The sequence below is a fragment of the Haloferax sp. AS1 genome (assembly GCF_014530665.1).
GTDB lineage: Archaea > Halobacteriota > Halobacteria > Halobacteriales > Haloferacaceae > Haloferax > Haloferax volcanii.
Map to the genome: position 1 here is coordinate 408,940 of NZ_SPSA01000001.1, position 24,232 is coordinate 433,171.

Sequence of the window (24,232 nt, forward strand, 5' to 3'; positions counted from 1 at the left end):
TTTCCGACCGTTTCGCGTCTCTCCATGTGTATGTCACGCATACTCAAAACGTCGGGGTTCCTCGGGCTCACGACGATGATGGTGGTGGGACTGTACCAGTACACGCTGCTGGAATCCGGGGGCGTGCCGTCGTGGCTGGTGGGCGGCCACGCGCACTTGGGTGTGCTGTCGATTCTCGCGGTCGTGATGGGGTTCGCGGTGGACGCGTTCGCACTGACGGGGAGACTCCGGGCGGCGGTGAGCGGGCTGTTCGTCGTCGGGCAGTGGCTGTTACCGCTCACCATCTGGGTCGGCGTCGGGTTCGGGCTGACGTTCCTGATTCCGACGACGTTCCTGTGGGGAGTCTGTCTCATCGTCTCCATGCTCATCATGGCGTGGCAGGCGTGGGTCAGCGAGCCGACGACGCCCGGGGGGATGCCGGGCCCCGCGTCGCCGGCCGACGACTGAGCGTCCGCGGACTTTTTTTTAGCATCGGCCGTCCTTCAGCGCCGCCGGTACCACCAGTAGCCGACGCCCGCGAGCGCGAGGGCCACGACGAGCGCCGGGACCTGTCGTCGTCGTCGCTCCCACCGCGACTCACCCCGCACCCGCGTTTTTCATCCCCGAGCGCCTACGTCCCCCATGCAACTCTACGCCGCCGCCAACGGCGCGGTCCTCGCGGTCTCGGGGTCGCCCGACGACTCGACCACCCGCCGGCGACTCGGCGAGCACCGAATCGAGTGCGTCGCGGCCGACCCGCGCGCGCCGGACCGGGCGTTCTGCGGGACCTTCGACGCCGGCGTCTTCCGCACGACCGACGGCGGGGCGTCGTGGCACGCGGTCGGCACCGACGCGCTCCCCGAGTCGGTGACGAGCCTCGCCGTCTCTCCGGCCGCCCCCGACGTGGTCTACGCCGGCACCGAGCCCTCGGCCGTCTTCCGCTCCCGCGACGGCGGCGAGACGTGGGCCGAACTCGCGCCGCTTTCGGCCCTCGATTCGGCGTCGTCGTGGGCGTTCCCGCCCCGCCCGCACACCCACCACGTCCGCTGGATAGAGCCGGACCCGACCGACGCCGACCGACTGTTCGTCGCGGTCGAAGCCGGGGCGCTCGTCCGCTCTTTCGACGGCGGCGAGACGTGGCAAGACCGCGTGGCGTCGAGCAAGCGCGACACGCACTCGATGGCGACGCACCCCGACCGGCCGGGTCGCGTCTGGGTCGCCGCGGGCGACGGCTACGCCGAGACCGACGACGCGGGCGAGACGTGGACGACGCCGACCGCGGGGCTCGGCCACGGCTACTGCTGGAGCGTCGCCGTCGACCCCGCGGACCCGGAGTCGGTGCTTCTGACGGCCGCCTCCGGGCCGATGCGCGCTCACCGAGTCGAGTCGGCGGCGGCGTACCTCTACCGCAGGCGGGACTCGCCGGACGACGAGGGCGACGGCGACGAGTCGTGGGACCGACTCGACGAGACCGGCCTGCCGACCGGGTCGGGCGCGACCCGCGCGGTCTTGGCCGCCGGGCGAACCGGCGGCGAGTGCTACGCTGCGAACGACCGCGGTCTCTATCGGACGACCGATTTCGGTGACTCGTGGGACCGAATCGAAGTCCCGTGGGACGGGACGCGGCGGACCGCGGCGGGGCTGGCGGTCGTCGCGTAGTCGGGCGGTTTCCATCGGGGCGGTTCCCTCGTCCGAAGCGAGAAGATTCATGGGTCGGCGCGGCGACGCCCAACCATGTACGATTTCGCCGTCGTCGGCGTCGGTCCCGCCGGCGCGCGGTTCGCCCGCCGCGCGGCCGACGCGGGCTACGACGTGCTCGCGCTGGAGAAAGGCGAGGTCGGGACGCCCCTCGCGTGCTCCGGCCACGTCAGCACCGACATCTGGGAGTACGTCCCCGACGAGGCGCGCGACCGCCTGTTTCAGAACCGCATCTACGGGGCGAACTTCCGCGTCGGCGGCCCGAACTCGAAAGCCTACCCGTTCTACAAGCAAAGCGAGGTCTCGAACGTCATCGACCGCGTCGAACTCGACCGCACCCTCGCCGACTGCGCCCGCGACGCCGGCGCAGACGTGCGCGAGGGCCACACCGTCACCGCCGTCGAGGAACTCGACGACCGTGTCCGACTGACCGTGAGCGTGGCCGGCGAGGCCGGCACCGTCCAGTTCGAGGCGAAGATGGTCGCCGGCTGTGACGGCCCCACCTCGCGGGTCCGCCGGGCGCTCGACCTCCCCGAACCGTCGGAGACGCTCCACGGCGTCCTCGCGTTCGACCCCGACCCGGACGACGGCGACTTCGTGGACGTGCACCTCACGGTCCCGCGCTTTTTCGCGTGGCGCATCCCCCGCGGCGACGCCGGCGTCGAGTACGGCCTCGCGGCCCCGCCGGGCGCTGAGGTCAACGAGATGTTCGACGCGCTCACGAGCACCTACGACGTGGAGACGGAGCATTTCTGTTCGGGAGCCATCCCCATCGGCCCGCCGGACCGGACGACGACCCGGCGGGCGTTCCTCGTCGGCGACGCGGCCGCACAGACCAAGCCGTTCACCGGCGGCGGCATCCTCTACGGGATGACCGCGGCCGACATCGCCGCGTCGACCATCGACCCCGGCGACCCCGAGACGCTGTCGGCCTACGAGTCGGCGTGGCGCGACGAACTCTCGCGGGAGATTCGGCTGGGCCACCTCGTGCGCCGGTGTTACTCCTTCCCCGAGTGGCTCCAACGGGTCGGCCTCCGGTCGCTGTCGGGCGAAATCGGCGTCCACATGGACAAGCCGAGCTCGTTCTTCTCGCGCGAGCACCTGAAGAAACTGCTCTGAGGCGGCCGAGGGCCGCCCAACTCTCCGTTCCTGCTCCTATTCCCCGCCCGGATACGCCGGAATCCGCGCCGAAACCGCGCTCCCCTCGACGAACGGGAGCGACTCGCGGGTCGCCTCGACGCGGTCGCCGTCGACCGCGACTTTCAGGGCGTCGGTATCGAGGCCGTAGTCGACGAGCGCGAAGCCGATGGGCGCGTCGAGCATCGGGCTCTCGACGGCGCGGGTGACGGTGCCGACCGGCTCGCCGTCCGCCGAGACCTCGGCACCCGAGTCGGGGAGGGCGTCGGCGCGGAAGCCGACGAGCCGGCGCGAGGGTCGCCCGCGGTTTTCTATCTTCGAAACGAGTTCCTGCCCGACGAAACAGCCCTTATCGAAGTCCAGCGCGTTGCGGACGCCGGCGACGTTCGGGACGTTGCCGCGGAGTTCCGACTCGAAAAGCGGCGTGCCGGCCTCGGCGGTGAGACTGTCCCACGTCCGATAGCCCACGGGGACCGAGGGGTTGCCGTAGAACAGGAGCGCGTCGAGCACGTCTTCGGCGTCCTTCGCCCGGCAGATGACGTCGTAGCCCTCCTCGCCGGTCGGGTTGTCGGAGGCGACGACCGTGACGCCGAGTTCGCCGCCGATGGAGCCGCGGACGAAGGAGAGCTCCGGCTCCGGCGCGCCCGCTCCCGAGAGGATGCTCGCCACCTTCTCGGTCGACTGGGGGCCGTGGACGCCGAAGACGCCGAACTCGTCGGAGGCGTCGCGTATCTTGACGCGCTGGAGGAACGTCTTCGAGCCCCACTCCTCGACGAGCGGTTCGGCGCGGTCCCGCGGGGTGAAAATCAGCAGGCGCTCGCCCGCGTTGTAGACGTACATCTCCGTCTCGATGCGGCCGTCGGGGTCGAGAAGCAGGGCGTAGACGCCCTCGCCGTCCTCGTCGGGGACGGTGTTCGTCACCGCGTTGTCGACGTAGTCGACCCGGTCTTCGCCCTCGACGACGACCACGCCGTAGCCGTGTTCGATGACGCCGACGCCGTTTCTGACGGCGCGGTGGGTCCGCTCGGGGCGGCCGTAGTGGCTCACGACCTCGATTCCGCCGCGCGTCTCGAACGTCGCACCGTGTGCCTCGTGGATGTCGGCGACGAGTGTCATTACTCCCCGTTTCGCCTTCGGCGCGTAAAACCCTCCCACTCCCGGACGACACCCCCGGCTTTTGGTTCGGGGCCGTCCCGGTTTTCGGTCGCGGGGTCGACCCGGCGTCGGTCGCGGGCCGGCGGGCGGGTAGTCAAAACGAGTCTGTGCTCCGCGTCGCCGCGCTCAGAGCCCGAACCGCTCGCGGAGTCTCTCGAACAGCGACGCGTCCTCTTCGACGGCTTCGCTCGGGTCCGGAACGACGCGCTCGTCGGCGTGAATGAGGACCCCCGTGTCGGCCTCTTCGACCACGATGAGGCTCTCGTCTTTCAGCGCCGACAGCGCCTCTTCGATGGTGTCGATGTCGGCGTCCACGGCGGCACGGAGTTCGAACACCGTCATCCCCTCGTCGTGGCGGTCGACGAGCGCGTCGAGCACCGCGACCTCGATGTCGCGGCGGTTCCGAAACTCCCGCCTCGCTCTCATAGCGGGTACATCGTTCGCCTCCTGTTTACTTGTACCGCCCGTCTGACGGGCGTCCGACAGGCAGGGGGTAGCTTTTTGTTTCCGAATCCCGGAATCCTCGCGTAATGGGACTTACTTGCCGTCTTCTCGGGCACTCCTACGGAGACGCCGAGACGGAACGGGAGCGCGAGGAACGCGGCGACGAGGTGGTCGTCTCGATTCGGGAGATACAGGTCTGCTCGCGGTGCGGACACGAACAGGTCATCAGCGAGAACAAGGAGGTCACGGCCATCCGAACGCCCGAGGAGGTCGGGATGACGGAGGGCGAAGTCGAGACCGCGGCCGCCGGCTTCGAGCCGGCGAACCCGCAGCCCGGCGTCTCCGACGCCGAGGACGCCGCCATCGAGACGGCTCCGGACGCGGAGACGCGGGCCGAAGCCGACGCCGCAACCGCCGCTGAGACGGACGCGGACGCCATCCCGGACCCCGCGGCGCAACAGCCGACCGAGGCCGCGAGCGCGGATACGCCCGACGCCCAGCCGGCCGACCAACCCGGCGACCAGCCGGCCGCGAGCGCCGACGCCGGCACTGCTGACGCCGGGACCGCCGACGCGCCGCCCGTGACCGACGACGGCATCATCCTCGACGACGACGAAGAGCAGTCGGCCACCCGCGACCGAACGCAGTGGCCCGACGAGGTCGACGAGGTCGAGACCGACGACCCGACGCCGCCGGCCGACGGCGACGACGCGGAGTTCATCGACGCGGACGCCGAGGCGGGCGTCGAGACCGACGCCGAGGCGGAGCCCGAAGGGAGCCAGACCCGCGAACGCGGCGCGTGGCCCGACGCGCCGGGCGACGACGAGGGTTGGAACGCCCAGCCAGACGACGGCGAGCCCGTCTCGGTCTCGTTCGGCGGCGGTCTGACGCCCGAGAACAACGGCTCGTCGAGCCAGCAGGCCAACGGGCAGTACGTCGAGGCGGAGGGCGAAGACGACTTCGTCCGGGCCGACGAGTCGAACGTCGGCAACGAAGCCCCCGACGACGCCGTCGAGTACTACTGTCCGAACTGCGGCCACGCCCGCGGCGCGTCCTCGTCGTCGATGCGGGCCGGCGACATCTGCCCCGAGTGTAAAAAGGGCTACATAGCCGAGCGGGAGTCCTGACCGCGGCACGCCCTCGCAGGCGTCGCGGAGTCGCGAAACAGGTAAACCATACCCTGTCGAAAAGGCGTCCATGAAGGAGTACAAGATGCGTCGTGGGGAGACGCTCGAAGAGCGAATTCCGGACATGGAAGCGACGGTCGAAGACTACTTCGGCCCCATCACCGGCACCGAGGAGTTCAAAGGCAGCGACCTCTACGTCGTCGGCGAGCCCAAGAACCCCGTGTTCACCCGCATCGTCGCCGGCGCGGTCAAGTACAGCGGCAAGAAAGACAAACTTGCGGTCAACTTCGAGGAGGCCGACCCGGCCGACCTCGCTCCCGAAGACCTTGAAGCCGCCGGCGAGGCCGTCAGCGCGAAAAACGACTTCCTCCTGGAGGCGACGGGCCGCGACGCGAAGTCCCGCCGCGATTCGATGAAGCGCGCGGTCGAAGACGACGCGCCCGACGTCTGAGCCGTCCGACGTGGTCCGGATTTTCTCACACAGTCGCCCGCCGAGCGGCCGCGCTGCCAGCGAAACGCACATATCGCTCCCTCGTGACACACTCAGTGCGAGCGACCGTAACACGGTCGAATATGAATTTTTACTTCGGTTCGAGTAAAAATCTCCGGCACGGTTAAGTGATACCGGGACGAACGGACTGGTATGGCTATCGAAACTATCCTGCTCGCGGTCGGCGCGGGCGACGCCGAGCGCATCGACAGACTCGCCGAGGAGACAATCGACGTGGCCGGGCCGACCGGCGCGACGGTCGTCATCGGGCACGTCTTCACGAAAGACGAGTACGACGACGCGCTCGACAACCTCGATTTCGATATCACGGCCGAGGAGGTTTCGGCGGACGACGTGGCCCGACGACACGCCACCGTCCGCGAACTCACGCGCCGCTTCGACGACGCAGACATCGACTACGTCATCCACGGCCGGGTCGGCCACCACGGCGAGAAACTCGTCGAACTCGCGGGCGAGGTCGACGCCGACCGCCTCGTCGTCGGCGGTCGGAAGCGCTCGCCGACCGGCAAGGCCGTCTTCGGGAGCGTCGCACAGGAGGTCATGCTCGAAGCGTCGTGCCCCGTGACGTTCGTCCGCGCGGACACCAAGTGACGGGTCGCGGGCGGCGCGACCCCTCGATGTTCCCGATTTTCGCAGGCAACTACATATCTTAGCGCGCCGTCGACTCCCGCATGGACCACACCATCGACTACCGCCCGTCGTTCGCCCTCCTCACCGTCTCGCTCGACGAGGGCGAGTCGCTCCGGTCGGAGGCCGGCGCGATGGTCAGCTACTCCGACGGCATCGACATCGAGACGAACGCGAAAGGCGGCCTGTTCGGGTCGCTCAAGCGGAGCGTCCTCGGCGGCGAGTCGTTCTTCCAGAACACGTTCAGCGCGCGGCAGGCGGGGGAGGTCTCCTTCGCGCCCCCGCTGCCGGGCGACATCGTCCACCACGGTCTCGAAGACGAGACCCTGTACGTGCAGTCCGGGTCGTACATCGCCTCCGACCCCGCGCTCGACCTCGACACCTCCTTCGGCGGGGCGAAGACCTTCTTCGGGAGCGAGGGGCTGTTCCTGCTCAAACTGACCGGCACCGGTGACAGCTTCCTGTCGAGCTACGGGGCCATCCACGAGGTCGAACTCGGTGAGGGCGAACGCTACACGGTCGACACCGGCCACATCGTCGCCTTCGACGAAACCACGAGTTTCTCGGTCGAGCGCGTCGGCGGCCTGAAGTCCACCCTGTTCAGCGGCGAGGGCCTCGTCTGTACGTTCACCGGCCCGGGAACCGTCTGGATACAGTCGCGCAGCATGGACTCGTTCCTCTCGTGGCTCATCCCCAAACTCCCGACCAACAGCTCCGCGTGACCCAGACGCGGGAGTTACATCGCCGCGAGTAAATCTGCCCAAAATCCCGCTTAGTTAAGTGGTGGGCGCATCCCTATGGGAACGATGGCGTACTACGTGGGCGTCGACTTGGGGGCGACGAACGTCCGTTCCGTGGTCGGCGACGACGATGGAACCGTCCTCGGAGAGGCCCGTGACAACACTCCGCGCGGCCCGACGGGAATCGCGGTCACCGAGGCGGTCCTCGGCGTCGTCCGCGAGGCGTGTGCCGAGGCGGGCATCGACCCGAGCGACGCGGTCGCGGCCGGTATCGGTGCAATCGGCCCGCTCGACTTGGCCGAGGGCGCGGTCGAAAACCCGGCGAACCTCCCGGACACCATCGACCGCATCCCGCTGACCGGTCCCCTCTCGGTGCTGTTGGAGACGGACGAGGTGTACCTGCACAACGACACGAACGCCGGCGTCATCGGCGAGCGGTTCCACTCCGACCGCAACCCCGACGACATGGTGTATCTCACTATCTCGTCGGGCATCGGTGCGGGCGTCTGCGTCGACGGGCACGTCCTCGCCGGCTGGGACGGCAACGCCGGCGAGGTCGGCCACCTGACGCTCGACCCGCACGGCTTCATGACGTGCGGCTGCGGCCACAACGGTCACTGGGAGGGCTACTGCTCGGGGAACAACATCCCGAAGTACGCCCGCGAACTCCACGAGGAAGACCCGGTCGACACCGCGCTCCCCATCTCCGACCCCGACTTCTCCGCGGTCGACGTGTTCGAGCACGCCGGCGACGACGAGTTCGCAGACCACATCATCAGCCAACTGGGCCACTGGAACGCGATGGGCGTCGCCAACATCGTCCACGCGTACGCGCCGCTTATCATCTACGTCGGCGGCGCGGTCGCGCTCAACAACCCGGACCTCGTGTTGGAGCCCATCCGCGAACAGATGAGCGAGATGGTCATGTCGAACATCCCCGAGATTCAACTGACGACGCTCGGCGACGAGGTCGTGGTCGAGGGGGCGTTGGCGAGCGCGATGACCGGTGGAACTGGCGACCGCTCGCGGCTGTGAGGCCGCGAGGATTCGCGGGTTTCAGCGCAGGTGGCACCGGTGACCGCTCGCGGCTGCGACGCGACACTTCCTGTCACCACGACCGGATTATCTCGATTGATACTCGGTGGCGCAGCCTTATAACCCCGGTCGAGAAACGCGATGACGTGCACCCGACGACGCCGAGTCGTTCGGCGTGCCGGTCGGCGCGTTCCCGTTCTCGTCGAACCGCACGGTGCACGGGCGTTCCACCGGATGCCTAGAACGGGACCGGTCGACACCCCCCACCACCATCGTCGACCGACCGACGCCGCCGGGGTGACCCACCCACACCCACCCACCCACCCACCCACCCATCCCCGCCGGCGTCGCTTCAGTTCTCACGCAACCCAGTGCAGACTGAGCGGTCCTCGCTCGTTTCAGTACCCGGGCCTCCGTCCGATTTTTCCCCTCGGCACCCGCAGATTCACCGTGGACCGCCGCCAGTTCCTCCGCACCGTCGGCGCGAGCGCGCTCGCCGTCTCGACCGCTGCCGTCGTCGGTTCCCGTCCCGCCACCGCACATCCCGGTCCCTTCGAGCCGCTGGGCCGCATCGACATCGACGGCGCGAAAGAGGCCGTCGTGTCGGCCGACGGCGAGACCGTCTTCGTCGCCGCGACTAGCGGCTACGCCGTCGTCGACATCTCCGCGCCCGACCGCCCGGAACTCCTCGCCGAGCGCCGCGACCCGCTTTCGGACCGCGAAGACGGCCCCTTCCGCGGCCTCTACGACGCGAAACTCGACGGGGACACCCTGCTGGTCGTCGGCCCGGCCAACCCGATTCCGGGCGCGCCGGCGGGCGTCCTCGTCGTCGACGTGTCCGACCCCGCGAACCCCGACGAAATCGCGTTCCACGAGATCGGGTTTCCCATCCACAACTGCTTCGCCGCCGACGGCCGGGCGTATCTGACCGCCAACGACGGCGACCGAAATCCGCTCGTCGTCCTCGACATCGACTCCGGCGACGAACTCGGCCGCTGGTCGGTCGTCGACGTCGACGACCGCTGGGCCGACGTGCCGCCCTCGATGCGGTCCGTCCACGACGTGTGGGTTCACGACCGCGTCGCGCACGTCGCTCTCTGGGACGCCGGGACGTGGCTCGTCGACCTCTCGGACCCCGCGTCGCCGTCGGTCCTCGGGGCAGTCTCTCCCGGAGACCCCGAGGAAATCGCCGCGTTAACCCCTCGCGGCCGCAACCGCGAGCGGCGGACGCCGCCCGGTAACCACCACTACGTCGCCACCGACGACGCCGGCGACCTCCTCGGCGTCGGCGTCGAGTCGTGGGCAATCGAGGTCGACCGCGACGACGGGACGACCGAGCTCGTCGGCGGGCCGAGCGGCGTCGAACTCTGGGACGTGACTGACCCCGCGAATCCCGAGCGGCGCTCGACCATCGAGCCGCCGGCCAGCCCGGACCCGACGCTCGGCGGCGTCTGGACCACGGCGCACAACTTCGACTTCCGCGACGACAGGCTCTACACCTCGTGGTACCGCGGCGGCGTCAAGCGCCACGACGTGTCGGACCCGACCGACCCCGTCGAACTCGCGTGGTGGCGCGACCCCGAGCGCGCGAGCTTCTGGACCGCGCAGTACGCCTACCCCTTTGCCGACGAGGGCGTTTTCGTCGCGTCGAGCCGCGGCGTCGACGACGCGTCGCCCGCGCTCTACACGTTCCCCGACCACGCCGGCGACCAGCGCGACCCGCCGACGCTCGGGGCGGAGCCGACCACCGAACCTCTCGTCAACACGCCGACGCCGACGCCGTCCCCGTCCGGAAACGAGACGGCTGCGCCGGCGTCCGAAACCGAATCGTCGACCTCGACGACCGACGCGCCGGGGTTCGGACTCGGCGTCGGCGCGGCGGCGCTCGGCGTCGCCGGTTGGCTGGTCCGCCGTCACGAGCGGCGCGACTGAGAGCGACCGACGCTCGCGCCCGAGAGCGTCGACGGGAACACCGCACCGCGTGGTTCCCGCGTCGAATCTATCACGAACGACCGAGACAGCCTTTCTCTCGCCGGCCGGCGCGTCGGGAGAACCGTTTCATTCTAATCCGTGGGGTTCGAAGCATCGGGGTATGAGCGACGAGTCGGAGAGCCTCAAAGAGCGCGTCGAGACGTGGATGGTCGGTCAGATGCCGATTATCCAGATGCACGGCGGCAACAGCGTCGTGCGCAAGGCCGATGCGGAATCGGGGGAAGTCGTCGTCGAACTCGGGGGTGCGTGCGCCGGGTGCGGCATCTCGAACATCACCGCCCAGAACATCCAGTCGGACCTCATCATGACGTTCGACGAAATCACCGACGTGCAGGTCAAGGTCCCCAGTTCCGGCGACCACGGCAGCAGCACCGTCGAGGGCGGCCGCGGCGGCGAACTCCAGTACGGCGACGAGGGACCGGGGCACTTCTAACCCACCTTTTTTCACGGGGTCCTCGGCCACGTCGTCGCCTCGAACCCCGCCAAAAAATCTGGACCAAAAAAGGCGGCTACTCCCTTCGGTCGTAGCCGTACGGTTCCCTCTAACACTCGCACCCTGTTCCGCGGTTCTCAGTACGTCTTTTCGATAACTCCCGCCACCACGACGACTGGGTCCGCTCCGGTAACGACGCCTGCCCGTCTTCCGAAGTTGCGACGCCTACCCCGACAGCGCCGACTCCAGACTCGACGCCACCGACCGCGCTTTTTCCGCCAGTTCCTCCGAGATGTGTCCCGCCTCGACGGCCGCGTCGAGTTCGTCGTCGTCGACGCGCTCGACCGTCCCGTCGGCGTGTTTCACCACGTCGACGTGCAGGTCGACGTAGCGAATCTCGTCGGGGAAGCACTCGACGGGCGTGCAGATGTTGACGTAGGTCCCCTTGACTGCGCCGTCGGCGTCGCGGTACACCGTCGGGTACCACCAGCGCCCCTCGCGGAACTTCGTGACCGCCACGTCGCCGGACTCGCGGTCGACGCCGAGGGCGTCGTAGGTGCCGCCGCCGCTCATGCCGCGCCGGAGTTCGACGGTCCCCTCGGAGTCGTGTTCCGTCACCTCGCCGGAGCCGAGCGTGATGAGTCGGCCGTCGGGCTTGCCGTGGCCGATTTCCACGTCGTCGCCTTCGAGCGGGCCGAACTGCGCGGTCACCACGCCGAAGGGGAACTCGCCGTCGCCGACCGATTCGCAGAGCGCCTCCGCGAGGTCGACGCCGGCGGAGGCCTTCTGCGAGGCGGCCTTCGTCCGGTGGTGGCCGGGCATCGTCGTCTCGACGGCCCGGCGCTGGGAATCGAGTTCGAAGCGGGTCTCGCGACCGAACCAGACCCACGTCGTCGCGGTGGGCGCGGCGACCGCCCGCGGGGCGTCGACGGGTTCCGAGAGCGCGTCGTCGAGTTCCGCGGCCACCTCGGCGGCCCGGTCGAGCGCGTCGTTCAGGGCGCTCATGTCGGCGTCGACGGCGTCGCGGTGCCAGCGGATGCCCCAGCCCTCGGGCGGGTCGCCGCCGAGGAGGTCGGTCATGCCCGCCAGTTCGCGGGCGGCGGCCTCGTCGCGGGTGTCGACGCGGACGCCTTCCGAGTCGGGGTCGAGCGTCGCCAGCCCCGCGACGGCGCGGACCTCGCCGGTCAGTTCGGCGCGGCGGGAAGCCCACGGCGGGGCCGACTCCGCGACCTGCACGCGGACCTCGTCACCGACCTCGACGCGGCCGTCGATGTCGCCGTACGAGAGGTAGCCCTCGGTCTCACCGAGGTCGCAGACCGCGCCGCCGCCGAGGGTGTCGGTCACGCGGGCGTCGAACACCGCGCCGGTCGGCGCGGGGTCGTCCCACGCGAAGGTGTCGATGCCGAGGTCCGAGAGGCGCTCGGTGGCCGTTGCGACCGCCTCGGGCGCGCCGGTCGCGCCGACGCCCTGTCGGTTCCGCGTCGTCTCGACCGACACGTCGTGGTCCGACGAGTCGAACTCGGCGTCGAAGCGCTCACGAATCGGCCCGGACGCCTGCACCACGTCGTGGCCGTCGTCGAGGAAGACGCTCGTGAGCGCGGTGGCGTAGATGCCGCGGACGCGGACTCTCATAGCTCGTCGGCGTCGCGGGCGAAGGTGACGCGGGCGTCGACCGTCGGGCCGAGCGTCAGTTCGACTTTCCCCTCCGAGAGCACGCGGCCGCCCTCGATGGGGACGCCCCACGAGTCGAACTTGAGGTAGCCCCGGAGCTCCGCGCCGTGGGTGTAGAGGTCGACGTGGTCGACGACGTGCTCCTGCACGTCGGTGGCGCTGTGGGCCATCTCCATGTCCGAGTAGACGGTGCCGCCGTCGCCGAAGAACGCGGCGATGGCGTCTGCGTCCGATTCGACTGCGTCGCTCACGAGGTCCGACGCGGCCCGGAGGTCGTCGGTGTCGAGGCCGACCTCGCGGAGCGCCGCCTGTTCGCGGGGGTCGAAGTGCATACCCGCCCTTCGGAGCGGAGGCATTAACGTCGTACGGTCGGCCGTCGACCAGTCGGTCGCCGGTCGCCGGTCGCCAGCCATCCGACTGTCGACCCTCCGCCCCCCATGTCACGGGATGCCGTGGCCGAAGCTATTACCAGACGCAATACCCTTTATGCCACGTAATGGACCAGCAGGACCCAGTCGAGCAGGCGTCCGACGGCTCGGACGACCTCTACGACATCGCCACGTGGGAGGAACGAACCTCGGTTGACGGGCTGGCGGTCGCGCTCTACCGGCTGCTGGTCGCGTCGACGCGAGTGGTCGTCATCCTCGCTGCGCTGCTCATCCTCGTCGGTATCGGCGGCCTCTCGGCGCTCACCGACCCGCAGGTCGGCGCGCTCACCCTGCTTTCGGCGCTGCCGGCGCTCGCGCTCGCCGGCTACGTCTACTACTCCGACGTGACCCAAAACGAGCCGCTTTCGATGCTCGTGGTGACGTTCCTCCTCGGCGTCCTCACGGCCACGTTCGCGGCGATTCTCAACTCGCTTCTGAGCAACGTCGGCCAGACCATCGCGGGCGAGTTCCAGCTGGCGCTCGGCTTCCTCGGCAGCGTCGTGTTCTACTTCCTCGTCGTCGGGCCGGTCGAAGAGACCGTCAAGCTCCTCGCGGTCAGGCTGTACGCCTACTCTCACGACAGCTTCAACGCCGTCATCGACGGGGCCGTCTACGGCGCGATGGCCGGCCTCGGCTTCGCCACCATCGAAAACGCGCTGTATATCACTCGGAATCTCAGTTCTTCAGGGCTCGATGTGGGTTCCGGCGGCGTCGGCATCATCGCCGCCGGCGGGACGATTACCGCGGTCCGAGCGCTCGCCGGGCCGGGGCACGTCATCTACTCGGCCATCGCCGGCTACTACCTCGGCCTCGCCAAGTTCAACAAGGAGAACGCCGGCCCCATCGTCATCAAGGGCCTCATCCTCGCGGCGCTGGTCCACGCGACGTACAACTCGACGGTCGGCCTCGGCTCGACCGTCATCGCGGGGATAACCGGCCTCGGCGGTCTCGCGGCCTTCCTCGTCTACGTCATCATCTACGACGGCGTCTTCGGGCTCTACCTCATCGGGAAGCTCCGCCGGTACAGTCAGGCCTACCACAGCGCCCACGCGTCCGGTCCGAGCGCGGCGTCGTTCAGCTCGGAGCAGACTGAGTTCGAGGACTGAAGCGAGGCGGCGACGGCGCGAAAAAGCGAGCGAGACGAACCGCGTCCTTCTCCCGCTTACTCGACGACCAACCGCTCGGCGTAGCCGTCGAGCATCGATTCGACGTACTTCGCCACCACGTCCACCTCGACGTGAATCGGGTCACCGACCGCCTTTTCGGAGAGCGTCGTCAGGTCGTAGGTCGTCGGGATGATGGCCACGGCGAAGGCGCCTTCGCGGCGGTCGGCCACGGTGAGGCTGATGCCGTCGAGACAGACCGAGCCCTTCTGGACGACGTAGTTCGCCAGCGACTCGGGGAGGTCGAACTCGAAGAACCAGTCGTCGCCGACGCGTTCGACGTTCGTGACCGTCGTCGTCCCGTCGACGTGGCCCTGCACGATGTGGCCGTCGAAGCGGTCGTCGGCCGCGAGGGCGCGTTCGAGGTTGACGCGGTCGCCTTCGACCGCATCACCGAGGTAGGTCTTCTCGACGGTTTCGGCCGCGAGGAACACCTCGAACCAGTCGTCACCGAATGCCTCGACGGTCAGGCAGACGCCCGAGACCGCGATTGACTGGCCGTGGTGGAGGTCGTCGAACGCGAGGTCGGTTCGGATGCGGAGGCGGCGACCGCCGTCGGTGTCGGTCACAGCGACGATTTCGCCCGGCCCCTCCACGATTCCCGTGAACATACCCGCGGCTTCGGTCGGGTGCAGTTAATGCCTATCGTTTCCGTTCTTCATCACGTTTTCGTGACCCTCTCGCCCATACAATTTTACCGTCATCGTCCGGAGAGTCGGTATGGACGTTCTGTCCCGACTGCGGAGCAGTTTCGTCACCGGCCTCATTCTCGTGACCCCGCTGGCCGTGACCGTGTTCGTCCTCCAGTTCGCGTTCAACCGCATCACCGCCGCGCTCCGCCCGGTCGTCCGCGAGGTGACGCCCTTCCTCGCCGGAGCGCTCAACTACTCCGGCGACATAGTCTTCATCTCGCAGGTGCTGTCGGCGCTCACCATCGCCGTGGCCATCTCGCTTCTCGGCTACCTCGCGTCGATGAGCCTCGGTCAGCGGCTCTTCGGGAGCTTCGAGCGCGGCGTTCGGCTCCTGCCGCTCGTCCGCACCATCTACTTCGGCGTCCGGCAGGTGTCGGAGTCGCTCACCGAACCGACCGCCGGCTACGACCGCGTGGTGTTGGTCGAGTACCCGCGCGAGGGGCTGTTTTCCATCGGCTTCGTCACGAACGAGGCTCCGCCGTCGGTCTCGGAGGTCTCCGACGACGACCTGTTTACCGTGTTCGTCCCGCACAGCCCGAACCCGACCGCCGGGGCGCTCGTCATGGTCTCGCCCGACGGGATTCGTGAGCTCGATATGCCGGTCCGCCGCGGCCTCCGACTGCTCGTCACCACGGGGCTGAGCGTCGACGACCCGGAGACGCTTCCCTCCGGACCCGCGGGATACGACCCCTCGAACGGCGAGGGCGGCGTCCGGGCGGAGACTGACCAGCGTCGCAGCGCGGGCGAGAGCCGGGGCGAGTGAGTTACACGCCCCAGATGAGGGCGATGCCGGCGGTCGTGACGACCGCGAGCAGGAGTTGGAGCGGCGCGCCCACGCGGAGGTAGTCGGTGAATCGGTAGCCGCCCGGCCCGTACACCATGAGGTTCGTCTGGTAGCCGATGGGCGTCATGAAGGCCGTGCTCCCGCCGAACGTGACCGCGAGCGCGAAGCCGAAGGGGTCGGCACCGAGGCCGAACGCGGTGTCGATGGCGACCGGGAGCAGGAGGACGACGCTCGCGACCGGGGTGATGACGTTCGCCAGCAGCCCCGTGAGCAGGTAGAACGCGGCGACCACGGCGATGACGGGCAGGTAGGTCGCGGCGACGCCGACGAACTCAGAGATGAGCGCGACGCCGCCGGTTAGTTGGAGCGCCCGGCCGAGCGGGATGACGCCCGCCAGCAGGAAGATGACGTTCCAGCTCACCGCGTCGTAGGCGTCGCTCGCGGACAGACAGCCGAGCGAGACCATCGCGGCGACGCCGCCGAGCGCGGCGATGGCGATGGGGACGACGCCGAGCGCGGCCAGCCCGATGACCGCCGCGACGACGGCGAACGCCCGGAACGCCGTGGGCGACAGCCCGCCGTTGTCCTCGATGAACTCGTCTGCGACCTCGCTCGTCACGACGAAGTCGCCGCTGTCGCGGAGATACCGCGCCGTCTCGTTCGTCGTCTGGAGGAGCAGCGAGTCGCCGGCTTGGAGGTCCACGTCGCGGAAGTGCTCGCGGATGAGGTCGCCGCCGCGCCGGCGGACCGCGAGCACGGTCGCGTCGTACCGCTCGCGGAGTCGCGCGCCGCCGACGGTCTCGCCGACGAGGCCGGATTCTCGGGGGACGACGAGTTCGACGAGCGCCACGCGGTCGGGTCGGTCGAGTTCGGCGTCGGTGACCGACGCCCGCGGGAGAAATCGCAGGCCCGCGAGGTCGCAGAAGCGCCGAATCGTCGCCGGGTCGCCCCGGACGGTCAGGATGTCGCGGGCGGCCACCTCGCGGTCGGAGTCGGCCGCGATGAAGTGTTCGCCGCCGCGGAGCACGTCGAGGATGTCCACGTTGAGGTCGCGGTAGGTGTCGTCCGACACCTCGCCCGCGGGGATGCCGACGAGCGGCGACCGCGCGGGGACGAGCACGCGGGCGAGAAACGGCTCGACGCCGTAGTTGCCGGTTCGGTTCCCGGGCTCGATTCGCTCGGGGAGGAGCCGCGGCGCGACCGCAAGCAGGTAGCCCGCGCCGACGACGAACACGAGCGCCCCGAGCGGCGTGAACGTGAACATCGAAAACGGCGGCAGTCCGGTGGCCTCGGCGTAGGCCTCGCTGGCGACGAGGTTCGTCGCCGTCCCGACGAGCGTGAGCGTGCCGCCGAGCATCGAGGCGTACGAGAGGGGAATGAGGAGCTTCGACGGCGAGACGTTCGCCTGGTCCGCGAGGTCCGACACCATCGGCACGAACACCGCCACGACCGGCGTGTTGTTGACGACGCCCGCGATGGGGCCGGTGAGGCCCACGACCGCGGCGAGCAGTCGGCTCTCGCTGCCGTTCGTGAACGAGGCGACCGCGTCGCCGAGGACGCGAATCGCGCCGGTCTGTCGAACCCCCTCGCTGAGGGCGTACATCGAGAGGATGGTAATCGTCGCGGCGCTCGAAAACCCCGACAGCCCCGTCTGGAGGCCGACTCGCGTCCACGGTTCGAGGACGACCAGCGCGACGATGACGCCGATGGCCGTCACGTCCGGCGGGGCCGCCTCCGTCACGAACAGCGCCATCGTGACGACGACGAGGGCGAAGACGACGAGCATTCCGGACGTGACGGCGACCATGCGGGCAGTCGACTCGGCGGCGGCTTAATGCTACCCCGCGCGACTGTCGGCCGCGGCGACGGGTCGCTTGCCGCCGGCGTCCCATCGGTGCTCGTGCTCACTCGCCGGTCGCGACGCTTTTAGTCGCCCGCGGTGTAGCCTCGGGCGATGCGACTCGGAATCATGGAGATGGTCGGTCTCGCGGCGACCCTCATCTTCGCCATCCCCGTCGGCGGCTTCGGCCTCACGCTCCTCGCCGACGGGCGGACCGCCTTCGGCGGCGCGATGCTCCTTCTCGCGGTGCTCATGGTCGCGCTCCCGAAGTTCCTCACCATGCCGCAGGACCTCCCCTCGCTCGCGGCCGAGAAAGTCGTCGGCGGCGTTGCGAAAGAGCCGGACGACGAGGAATAACTACCAGCGACTCGGGTCGAGACCGGTCGGCGCGCCGCCGAGCAGCCGCGGGCCGTCGTCACCGACGACCAACACGTCGGTCAGTTCGACTCGCCCGTGGTCCGCGTGCGTGACCGCGGCGCGGACGCGCAGGACGTTGCCGGCGACGAGTTCTCTGTCGCCGCCGAGCGGCGGGTCCTCCCGGGCCGCGAGGCCGATGCCGCCGCCCACGTCTCTCGTCACCTCGTCGGCCATCGAGAAGCCGAACGCGGCGGTCTCCGCCCGGAGTTCGCTCCCGAGGAAGCCGGCGTCGTCGCCGGGGTCGGCTTCGGCCAGACTGACTTTTCTGGCGGCGTCGCAGGCGACGTGCGCCCGGCGCTCCCACCCGCCGTCGGGGTCGACGACGAACGTGCGAGCCAGCGCGCCGCGGTAGCCGGTCGGTCCGCGCGGGCCGACCGAGACGACGATGGGTTCGCCCGGTCGGAGTTCGACCGGCTCGCCCCCGCCCCCGTCGCCTCGGGGTCCCGCGCGAACCGTCGTCGCGCCCGCGGCATCGACGCCCTCGGCCGCGAGCGTCGCGTTCACCTGCCGGCGGAGTCGCTCGGTCGACAGCGGTGCGCCGTCCCAGTGGAGGACGGACTGTTCGTCGTCGCCGTTGTCGTCGCGGCCGTCGTCGCCGTCGTCAGCTTCCTCGACCGTCGCCGCCGACAGTATCGCGGCGGCGCGCCCGACGCCGCGAGTCGCCGCGCGCTGAGCGGCCTCGATGGCGTCGCGCTCGGCGTCGTCTTTCACGGCGCGGGCGGCTTCGACCGCCGGGGTCGACGCGAGGTCGTAGCCCGCCGATTCGAGGTGGAGCGCGGCGTCGTGCGGAACCGTCCGCGGCGCGAGGACGGTCCCGTCGGAAGCGCCGTGTTCCGCGAGGACGGCCGCGGCGGCCGTCCCCGGCGGCCTGTCGTCGACGCGGACCGAGGCGACCGGGAGCGACGGCGGTTCGACGGTCGAGGGGACCCGGAGATGCGTCTCGCCGCCGACGCGGACGAACACGAGGTCGCAGTCGAACGCGCGGCCGGTGAGGTAGCGACTCGTCGGGTCGGCACCGCGGGAGACGGCGACGAAGCCGACGGCGTCTCGCTCGGACACGGCGGCGTCGATGGCGTCGCCGCCGCGCGGACTCCACCGCACGGGACGTTACGCCTCTGGTTCGGGCGCGGGCAGTTCCTGCGCGTCGTCGACGAGTTCCTGCGCGGGTTCCTCGCGAATCTCGTTGTGGAGCAGGACGCTGATGGGGAGCGTCGGCGCGCCGGTGACGAGGTTTTCGAGGACGATGAGGCGCTCGCGGGCGCGGGACATCCCGACGTAGAAGACGCGGCGCTCGTTGTCGGTGATGAGCGGGACGGGGCTCGTCGTCGCGGTGAACTCCTCGATGCCGCGGGCTTCGAGCTCCTCGTCGGAGACGGACGCCGCCATCTGCTCGACCACCTTCTCGGTCAGGTCGGTCGCCATGAACACGTGGTCGGCCTCGCGACCCTTCGCGGAGTGGATGGTGCCGACGCGGACGCGACTGGGGTCCATCTCCTCGTAGCCGCCGCCGAAGTACGCGTTGACGGACTTGCGCTGGAAGCTCGTCACCTTGCGGACCATGTCGCTCGCGGACGAACTGTCGGGGGCGAACGGTGCGAAGTTCTTGATTTCCTTCGGCGTGAACTCGATGTTCGTGATGTCGTCGACGCCGACTTCCTCCTGTCTGTCGTCGATGGCGTCGAACAGGTCGTCGCGGTCGTTCGTGCCGAACGCGGAGTCCTGGAGCATGTCCGCGAGGCGGCGGGCCTCCAGCCCGTTGACGGGCTCTTCGGCGTCGAGCGCCTCGACCGCGCGGACGTACTGCGTGAGCCGGTCGGTCCACATGCGCTGGTCGGTCAGCGTCGAGAAGGGGATGCCCGACGGGAGGAACTCGTCGATGAACTGGAACATCTGGTAGCGCGCGCGGAACAGCACCATCACGGTGCCCTCGTCTTTCTCGACGGTGTAGCGGACGTTCCGGGCGAGTTCGAGCATCGACGGACTCTCGACGGCCTCGACCGCGCCGCCTTCCTTGCGCGGCTTGAGGTCCTTCTCCTGTCGCTTGTCGATGTGGCGAATCTCTCGGTTGACGACGTTGAGGACGTTCGACGGGAGGCGGTAGGAGTTCGGCAGAATCTCGTCGTTGTCGCGTTCGGCGTCGAGGAGGAGGTTCGGGTCCGCGCCCTGCCACGCGTAGACGACCTGGTCGTCGTCGCCGGCGATGAGGACGCCCCGCATGTGGGGCTTCCACTCCTCGTACACGTCGTACTGGAGGGTCGTGATGTCCTGGAACTCGTCGATGACGAGGTAGTCGACGTTGGGGACGAGCGCGCGCTGCTTGACGCGTTCGAGCATGTCAGCGAATCCGACCAACCCGTGTTCGCCCTTGTAGGCGCGCCACGCGCGGATGGCCTCGGGGATGTCGATGCGGTCGTCGTCGGAGGGCCACGTCGGGGTGTACTTGTTGCCCTCTTGGGCGTTCGGGTCGACTTCCGGCGGGAGGCGGACCTCCTCGACGTTCCACTGGAACGGCACGTCGTACCAGTCGGACACGTCGCGGCGGGTGCGCTGGAGCCACTGGCTCGTGGCGATGACCTTGTTGCCGATGGTGGTCGAGCGGGCGGTCCGGCGGCCCGCGCCGCCGTACTCGTCTTCGAACTCGATGCCGTAGTCCTCGCAGAACTCCTGTTTGTCGCTCTCGCCGACCACGTCGTTCCGCGAGAGGCTCAAGAGTTCGTACGCCTTCGCGTGCATCGTCGAGACGTTCCCCTTCAGCGACCGGGGGTTGATGTCGAGTCGCTCAGCGAGCCGGTCGCGGACCTCGGCCGCCGCGGCTCGGGTGTAAGAGACGACGAGAATGTCGCGGATGGTGACGCCGTCTTGTTCGAGAATCTCCTCGACCTTGTCGAGCAAGGCCGTGGTCTTCCCGCTTCCCGGGCCGCCGAACAACCGGGTGACGGTCACGTCGGATTCGCTCATTGTGCACGTTCACGGTCTTATCGGTGATAAGCGACGTGCTTCGGACGAGGGCGAACGCGCCCGGAGTAGCGTACTCGCCGGGCGTTCGCGGACGGCTCACCGAACGGGTGGGAAACCGTCGAGAACAGGTGCTCGTGGCGTGGTCAGTTCGGACGCGTCAGGCCTCCGGCACCCACCCGCAGACGGAGCAGGTCGCCGCGCCCATGTCGTGCAGGGCCCCGCAGTCGGGGCACTGCAACTTGTTATAGGATCGGTCCCAGCGTGCCGGTTCTGTCTCGTGACCGCGGTCGGTCAAGAACTGGTCGAACAAGTCGTCACTGGGTGCTGAGGCCATACATGGTATGATATGGCATACCCCTATTTAGTTCCTACGACGACTCCGAGTTGTCGAAAACCGGGCGACTGCGGCGGACTGTTCCGCTCGTTTACAGGTCGTACAGCGCCCCGTATTTCGACTCGACGTAGTCGAGGAACGCGTCGGCGGCGAAGTCTTCACCGGTGGCTCGCTTCACGAGGTCGTTCGTCTCGTAGCGCCGACCGTGGCGGTGGACGTTCTCCCGGAGCCACTCCCGGAGGTCGTCGAACTCGCCGTCGGCCAGTTTCCCGTCGAGGTCGTCGATGTCTTCCTCGGCGGCCGAAAACAGTTGGGCGGCCATGATGGAGCCGAGCGAGTAGGTCGGGAAGTAGCCGAAGTTCCCGTACGCCCAGTGGATGTCCTGCAAACAACCCTCGGAATCGGTGTCCGGGCGGATGCCGAGATACTCCTCGTACTTGTCGTTCCACGCCTCCGGCACGTCCTCGACGTCGAGGTCGCCGGCGATGAGGTCGCGTTCGAGTTCGAACCGGATGACGATGTGGAGGTGGTAGGTCAGTTCGTCCGCCTCGACGCGGATGAGGTTGTCGTCGTACACCCGATTGGCCGCTTCGTAGGCCTCCTCGACCGTCGCGTCGACCTCGGGGAACCGGTCTTCGAGCGTGGGCAGGAAGTGCCGCCAGAAGGCGCGCGAGCGGCCGACGTGGTTCTCCCAGAGCCGCGACTGCGACTCGTGGACCGAGAGGTTGCGGTCCTCACCGAGCGGGGTCGCGTAGTGCTCGTCGGGCAGGCCGAGGGTGTACAGCGCGTGGCCGAACTCGTGGACGGTCGAAAACAGCGACCCGAGCACGTCTGACTCGTCGTAGCGGGTCGTCACGCGGGCGTCGAACTGCGTCCCCGAGGAGAACGGGTGCGGGGCGGTGTCGAGACGGCCGCGCTCCCACGGGTAGCCGAGCGTCGTCAGCGCGTCGCGGACGAGTTCCTCTTGGTCCTCTTCGGGGAACTCGCCCTCGAAGGCGTCCACCGCGAGGTCCGCGTCGGACTCGCGGATGTCCGCTATCATCGGGACGAGCACCTCGCGCACCTCTGCGAGAATCTCCTCGGCCTGTTCGAGCGGGAGACACGGCTCGTAGTCCTCGAACAGCACCTCGTAGGGGTCGCGGTCGGGGTCGATGTGCTCGGCGTACTGCCGCTTCAGTTCGACGTGCTTCTCCAGATGCGGCGCGAATTTCTCGAAGTCGTCTTCGGCCTTCGCCTGCTTCCACGCCGGAATGGCCTCCGACGACGCCGCCGAAATCTTCTCGACGAGGTCGTTCGGCACGCGGGCCGCCCGCTCGTAGTCGCGGCGGAGTTCGCGCAGCACGTCGGCCTGCTCGTCGGTCGGGTCGTCGGCCTCGGCCGCGTCGAGGAGGTCCCCGAACTCGTCGTCGGTCAGGAGTTCGTGACTCAACGCGGAGAGCGCGGACATCTGCTGGGAGCGCGCGGGCGTTCCCTCGTCGGGCATCATGACCTGCTGGTCCCACGAGAGGATGCCGCCGGCGTTCTCAACGTTGGCGATTCGCTTGTACTTCGTGAGGAGTCGGTCGTACGCCGACTCCGAGTCGGATTCCGCGGAGGACTGTGCCATGGTACGAACGGTGGTCTCGGAGGCGTATTAAACCGCAGGAGGCGGTCATTCGTGGCGGGCTTTTGCGACTCAGCTGGTCGCTCTCCCGACGCCGACGAGACTGCGACCGGCTCCAACGACACAACAGCCGTGAACGACACCGCGAAAGCCCCCGCGAGCGACGACTCCCGCGGCCCCTTTCAGTCCCGCCCGGTGGTGTCTCGGGCGTCGTCGCGGGCGGGGTGTTCAGGTGTCGTCGCGGGCGGAGCCGGTGGCTCTCACCACTCCCCAACGAGCGCGCGGTACGTCTCGTAACACCGCGCCAGCACGTCGAGCGACACGCTCTCGTCTCTCGTGTGCGCCTCGCCGGGCTCCGAGGGGCCGTAGACGACACAGGTCGTGCCCGCCTGCGCCAGCCACCCGGCGTCGGTCGCGTGGGGCTTCGTCGTCTGTTCGGGTGCTTCGTCGCCGCGGGCCTCGTGGACCGTCCGAGCGGCGTCGAGGACGCGGTCAGCGAACTCGGCGTCGTCGCACGCCATCGGCGGGAGGTCCTGTTCGACGACCCACTCGACGCCCTCGATTTCCGCAGCCAGCGCGAGGTCAGCAAAGCCGCCGGGGACGGTCCGCTCGTCGATGGTCACCTCGCAGCGGTCGGGGATGACGTTCCACGCGCTCCCGCCGTCGATTTCGGTGACGGCGATGCTCCCCGAGACGGGGTGGCCGAGGACCTCGGCGTCCGGCACGGAGAGACCGCGAACCACGTCCACGGCGTCGGTCGCGCGGTAGACGGCGTTCTCGCCGCGCTCGGGTTCGCTGGCGTGGCAGGCGGTCCCCGACGCGACGAGGGTGCTCGCCCGGCGGCCCCGGTGGGCGACGGCCACGTCGGTTCGGTCCGGGCCGGTGTAGTTCGTCGACCCCTCCGCGACGACGGCGTAGTCGAGTTCGAAGCCGTCGTCGAGCGCCGCGCGGACGCCTTCCCCGCCGATTTCCTCGCCGACGAACGAGGCGAAGGCGACCTCCGAGTCGGCGTCTGCGGCCGCGTCGCGGAAGGCGAGCATCGACGCCGCGACGGCACCTTTCATATCCGCCGCGCCGCGGCCGTAGAGGCGGCCGTCGCGGGTCTCGACCACGTAGTCGCCGCCGTCCGTGGTCTGCCGGTCGGCCGGCGGAACCACGTCGTGGTGGCCGACGAGCGCGAGCGACTCGCCGACGCCGGGGTTGACGCGGGCGACGACGTTCCCCGCGTCGTCTCTGGCCACGTCGGCGTCGGTCTCCTCGCGGAGCCACGCTTCGATGGCGTCGCCGGCGGCGGTCTCGTCCTCGTGGCTCGGCACCGACACGAGCGTCTCCGTGAGGTCGCGGAGTTCGTCCATGCCGGCCCGTCGGCGGGTCGCTCCAAAAGCGTGTGCGTCCGGCAGTCCCGCCGCGGACCCGTCGCGACTGCGGTCGGGCACTCCCTCGCGCCGCCTCGCGGGGAGTCCG

General features: G+C 69.2%; 24 protein-coding genes. 13 read left to right on the forward strand and 11 right to left on the reverse strand.

Annotation, left to right across the window (positions count from 1 at the left end; translation table 11 throughout):
• The first annotated feature begins 24 nt into the window (after positions 1 to 24).
• From E4P24_RS02210 to E4P24_RS02220, 3 genes are all read left to right on the forward strand, one after another.
• Positions 25 to 447 carry a hypothetical protein gene (locus E4P24_RS02210; RefSeq protein WP_188148048.1) on the forward strand — a complete coding sequence of 141 codons (423 nt, stop codon included), beginning with the start codon at positions 25 to 27 and terminating at the stop codon, positions 445 to 447.
• 174 nt (positions 448 to 621) lie between these two features.
• Positions 622 to 1,638 carry a hypothetical protein gene (locus E4P24_RS02215; protein WP_188148049.1) on the forward strand — a complete coding sequence of 339 codons (1,017 nt, stop codon included), beginning with the start codon at positions 622 to 624 and terminating at the stop codon, positions 1,636 to 1,638.
• A gap of 75 nt (positions 1,639 to 1,713) precedes the next feature.
• Positions 1,714 to 2,796: a geranylgeranyl reductase family protein gene (locus E4P24_RS02220; RefSeq protein WP_188148050.1), complete on the forward strand. Its 1,083-nt coding sequence runs from the start codon at positions 1,714 to 1,716 to the stop codon at positions 2,794 to 2,796.
• A 36-nt stretch (positions 2,797 to 2,832) separates the two neighbouring features.
• On the opposite strand, the gene E4P24_RS02225 is transcribed toward E4P24_RS02220, so the two are convergent.
• Positions 2,833 to 3,930, reverse strand: a complete 1,098-nt coding sequence (locus E4P24_RS02225) for an aminomethyltransferase family protein (protein WP_115860508.1) — start codon at positions 3,928 to 3,930, stop codon at positions 2,833 to 2,835.
• 165 nt (positions 3,931 to 4,095) lie between these two features.
• Positions 4,096 to 4,395, reverse strand: a complete 300-nt coding sequence (locus E4P24_RS02230) for a DUF6432 family protein (protein ID WP_004044525.1) — start codon at positions 4,393 to 4,395, stop codon at positions 4,096 to 4,098.
• 104 nt (positions 4,396 to 4,499) lie between these two features.
• Here E4P24_RS02230 and E4P24_RS02235 point away from each other — a divergent pair, with 104 nt between their 5' ends.
• From E4P24_RS02235 to E4P24_RS02265, 7 genes are all read left to right on the forward strand, one after another.
• Entirely contained in the window at positions 4,500 to 5,540 is a 1,041-nt protein-coding gene (locus E4P24_RS02235) for a hypothetical protein (RefSeq protein WP_188148051.1), read from the forward strand.
• Between the two features lie 70 nt (positions 5,541 to 5,610).
• Positions 5,611 to 5,991 carry a DUF5611 family protein gene (locus tag E4P24_RS02240; RefSeq protein WP_004044523.1) on the forward strand — a complete coding sequence of 127 codons (381 nt, stop codon included), beginning with the start codon at positions 5,611 to 5,613 and terminating at the stop codon, positions 5,989 to 5,991.
• Positions 5,992 to 6,183: 192 nt separating this feature from the next.
• On the forward strand, positions 6,184 to 6,642 hold the full coding sequence (locus E4P24_RS02245) for a universal stress protein (RefSeq protein WP_004044522.1): 459 nt from the start codon (positions 6,184 to 6,186) through the stop codon (positions 6,640 to 6,642).
• Between the two features lie 80 nt (positions 6,643 to 6,722).
• Positions 6,723 to 7,400, forward strand: coding sequence for a TIGR00266 family protein (locus E4P24_RS02250; protein ID WP_115802117.1), 678 nt, complete (start codon positions 6,723 to 6,725; stop codon positions 7,398 to 7,400).
• An 84-nt stretch (positions 7,401 to 7,484) separates the two neighbouring features.
• Positions 7,485 to 8,453, forward strand: coding sequence for an ROK family protein (locus tag E4P24_RS02255; protein ID WP_004044520.1), 969 nt, complete (start codon positions 7,485 to 7,487; stop codon positions 8,451 to 8,453).
• Between the two features lie 450 nt (positions 8,454 to 8,903).
• Entirely contained in the window at positions 8,904 to 10,385 is a 1,482-nt protein-coding gene (locus E4P24_RS02260) for a hypothetical protein (protein WP_188148052.1), read from the forward strand.
• A gap of 160 nt (positions 10,386 to 10,545) precedes the next feature.
• Positions 10,546 to 10,878: a NifU family protein gene (locus E4P24_RS02265; RefSeq protein ID WP_004058105.1), complete on the forward strand. Its 333-nt coding sequence runs from the start codon at positions 10,546 to 10,548 to the stop codon at positions 10,876 to 10,878.
• Between the two features lie 225 nt (positions 10,879 to 11,103).
• Here the strand turns inward: E4P24_RS02265 and E4P24_RS02270 are convergent, their stop codons facing one another.
• Both E4P24_RS02270 and E4P24_RS02275 read right to left on the reverse strand, forming a co-directional pair.
• Entirely contained in the window at positions 11,104 to 12,510 is a 1,407-nt protein-coding gene (locus tag E4P24_RS02270) for a DUF402 domain-containing protein (protein ID WP_115802120.1), read from the reverse strand.
• Complete coding sequence (locus tag E4P24_RS02275; protein WP_004044517.1) at positions 12,507 to 12,881, reverse strand: hypothetical protein; 375 nt, start codon at positions 12,879 to 12,881, stop codon at positions 12,507 to 12,509. The genes E4P24_RS02270 and E4P24_RS02275 overlap by 4 nt, the downstream gene beginning before the upstream one ends.
• Positions 12,882 to 13,045: 164 nt before the next feature.
• Here E4P24_RS02275 and E4P24_RS02280 point away from each other — a divergent pair, with 164 nt between their 5' ends.
• Entirely contained in the window at positions 13,046 to 14,083 is a 1,038-nt protein-coding gene (locus E4P24_RS02280; RefSeq protein ID WP_004065320.1) for a PrsW family intramembrane metalloprotease, read from the forward strand.
• A 56-nt stretch (positions 14,084 to 14,139) separates the two neighbouring features.
• On the opposite strand, the gene E4P24_RS02285 is transcribed toward E4P24_RS02280, so the two are convergent.
• Positions 14,140 to 14,751 carry a riboflavin synthase gene (locus E4P24_RS02285; RefSeq protein WP_188148053.1) on the reverse strand — a complete coding sequence of 204 codons (612 nt, stop codon included), beginning with the start codon at positions 14,749 to 14,751 and terminating at the stop codon, positions 14,140 to 14,142.
• Between the two features lie 109 nt (positions 14,752 to 14,860).
• On the opposite strand from E4P24_RS02285, the gene E4P24_RS02290 reads away from it, so the two are divergent.
• Complete coding sequence (locus E4P24_RS02290) at positions 14,861 to 15,595, forward strand: DUF502 domain-containing protein (protein ID WP_188148054.1); 735 nt, start codon at positions 14,861 to 14,863, stop codon at positions 15,593 to 15,595.
• Between the two features lies 1 nt (position 15,596).
• Here the strand turns inward: E4P24_RS02290 and E4P24_RS02295 are convergent, their stop codons facing one another.
• Positions 15,597 to 17,423: an SLC13 family permease gene (locus E4P24_RS02295; RefSeq protein WP_008607296.1), complete on the reverse strand. Its 1,827-nt coding sequence runs from the start codon at positions 17,421 to 17,423 to the stop codon at positions 15,597 to 15,599.
• A 147-nt stretch (positions 17,424 to 17,570) separates the two neighbouring features.
• On the opposite strand from E4P24_RS02295, the gene E4P24_RS02300 reads away from it, so the two are divergent.
• Entirely contained in the window at positions 17,571 to 17,813 is a 243-nt protein-coding gene (locus E4P24_RS02300) for a hypothetical protein (protein ID WP_115802124.1), read from the forward strand.
• On the opposite strand, the gene E4P24_RS02305 is transcribed toward E4P24_RS02300, so the two are convergent.
• The 5 genes from E4P24_RS02305 to E4P24_RS02320 all read right to left on the reverse strand — a co-directional run bounded on the left by E4P24_RS02305 (position 17,814) and on the right by E4P24_RS02320 (position 24,123).
• Positions 17,814 to 18,974 carry a M24 family metallopeptidase gene (locus tag E4P24_RS02305; protein WP_115802125.1) on the reverse strand — a complete coding sequence of 387 codons (1,161 nt, stop codon included), beginning with the start codon at positions 18,972 to 18,974 and terminating at the stop codon, positions 17,814 to 17,816. It abuts the gene before it with no gap.
• Between the two features lie 6 nt (positions 18,975 to 18,980).
• Positions 18,981 to 20,831 (reverse strand): UvrD-helicase domain-containing protein, encoded by a 1,851-nt coding sequence (locus tag E4P24_RS02310; protein ID WP_008605905.1) that lies wholly within the window; start codon positions 20,829 to 20,831, stop codon positions 18,981 to 18,983.
• A 157-nt stretch (positions 20,832 to 20,988) separates the two neighbouring features.
• On the reverse strand, positions 20,989 to 21,165 hold the full coding sequence (locus E4P24_RS19225) for an HVO_0416 family zinc finger protein (RefSeq protein WP_004044508.1): 177 nt from the start codon (positions 21,163 to 21,165) through the stop codon (positions 20,989 to 20,991).
• Between the two features lie 91 nt (positions 21,166 to 21,256).
• Positions 21,257 to 22,771 (reverse strand): carboxypeptidase M32, encoded by a 1,515-nt coding sequence (locus tag E4P24_RS02315; RefSeq protein WP_188148055.1) that lies wholly within the window; start codon positions 22,769 to 22,771, stop codon positions 21,257 to 21,259.
• A 257-nt stretch (positions 22,772 to 23,028) separates the two neighbouring features.
• Positions 23,029 to 24,123 (reverse strand): M20 family metallopeptidase, encoded by a 1,095-nt coding sequence (locus E4P24_RS02320; RefSeq protein ID WP_188148056.1) that lies wholly within the window; start codon positions 24,121 to 24,123, stop codon positions 23,029 to 23,031.
• Between the last annotated feature and the right edge of the window lie 109 nt (positions 24,124 to 24,232).

Bases quoted from the DNA above. Each gene is read 5' to 3' on its own strand.
- E4P24_RS02250 (WP_115802117.1), top strand. From the start codon at position 6,723: ATGGACCACACCATCGACTACCGCCCGTCGTTCGCCCTCCTCACCGTC.
- E4P24_RS02285 (WP_188148053.1), bottom strand. From the start codon at position 14,751: ATGTTCACGGGAATCGTGGAGGGGCCGGGCGAAATCGTCGCTGTGACC.
- E4P24_RS02300 (WP_115802124.1), top strand. From the start codon at position 17,571: ATGCGACTCGGAATCATGGAGATGGTCGGTCTCGCGGCGACCCTCATC.
- E4P24_RS02245 (WP_004044522.1), top strand. From the start codon at position 6,184: ATGGCTATCGAAACTATCCTGCTCGCGGTCGGCGCGGGCGACGCCGAG.
- E4P24_RS02275 (WP_004044517.1), bottom strand. From the start codon at position 12,881: ATGCACTTCGACCCCCGCGAACAGGCGGCGCTCCGCGAGGTCGGCCTC.
- E4P24_RS02320 (WP_188148056.1), bottom strand. From the start codon at position 24,123: ATGGACGAACTCCGCGACCTCACGGAGACGCTCGTGTCGGTGCCGAGC.
- E4P24_RS02255 (WP_004044520.1), top strand. From the start codon at position 7,485: ATGGCGTACTACGTGGGCGTCGACTTGGGGGCGACGAACGTCCGTTCC.
- E4P24_RS02265 (WP_004058105.1), top strand. From the start codon at position 10,546: ATGAGCGACGAGTCGGAGAGCCTCAAAGAGCGCGTCGAGACGTGGATG.
- E4P24_RS02210 (WP_188148048.1), top strand. From the start codon at position 25: ATGTGTATGTCACGCATACTCAAAACGTCGGGGTTCCTCGGGCTCACG.
- E4P24_RS19225 (WP_004044508.1), bottom strand. From the start codon at position 21,165: ATGGCCTCAGCACCCAGTGACGACTTGTTCGACCAGTTCTTGACCGAC.
- E4P24_RS02270 (WP_115802120.1), bottom strand. From the start codon at position 12,510: ATGAGAGTCCGCGTCCGCGGCATCTACGCCACCGCGCTCACGAGCGTC.
- E4P24_RS02295 (WP_008607296.1), bottom strand. From the start codon at position 17,423: ATGGTCGCCGTCACGTCCGGAATGCTCGTCGTCTTCGCCCTCGTCGTC.
- E4P24_RS02240 (WP_004044523.1), top strand. From the start codon at position 5,611: ATGAAGGAGTACAAGATGCGTCGTGGGGAGACGCTCGAAGAGCGAATT.
- E4P24_RS02290 (WP_188148054.1), top strand. From the start codon at position 14,861: ATGGACGTTCTGTCCCGACTGCGGAGCAGTTTCGTCACCGGCCTCATT.
- E4P24_RS02225 (WP_115860508.1), bottom strand. From the start codon at position 3,930: ATGACACTCGTCGCCGACATCCACGAGGCACACGGTGCGACGTTCGAG.
- E4P24_RS02230 (WP_004044525.1), bottom strand. From the start codon at position 4,395: ATGAGAGCGAGGCGGGAGTTTCGGAACCGCCGCGACATCGAGGTCGCG.
- E4P24_RS02280 (WP_004065320.1), top strand. From the start codon at position 13,046: ATGGACCAGCAGGACCCAGTCGAGCAGGCGTCCGACGGCTCGGACGAC.
- E4P24_RS02215 (WP_188148049.1), top strand. From the start codon at position 622: ATGCAACTCTACGCCGCCGCCAACGGCGCGGTCCTCGCGGTCTCGGGG.
- E4P24_RS02315 (WP_188148055.1), bottom strand. From the start codon at position 22,771: ATGGCACAGTCCTCCGCGGAATCCGACTCGGAGTCGGCGTACGACCGA.
- E4P24_RS02220 (WP_188148050.1), top strand. From the start codon at position 1,714: ATGTACGATTTCGCCGTCGTCGGCGTCGGTCCCGCCGGCGCGCGGTTC.
- E4P24_RS02310 (WP_008605905.1), bottom strand. From the start codon at position 20,831: ATGAGCGAATCCGACGTGACCGTCACCCGGTTGTTCGGCGGCCCGGGA.
- E4P24_RS02235 (WP_188148051.1), top strand. From the start codon at position 4,500: ATGGGACTTACTTGCCGTCTTCTCGGGCACTCCTACGGAGACGCCGAG.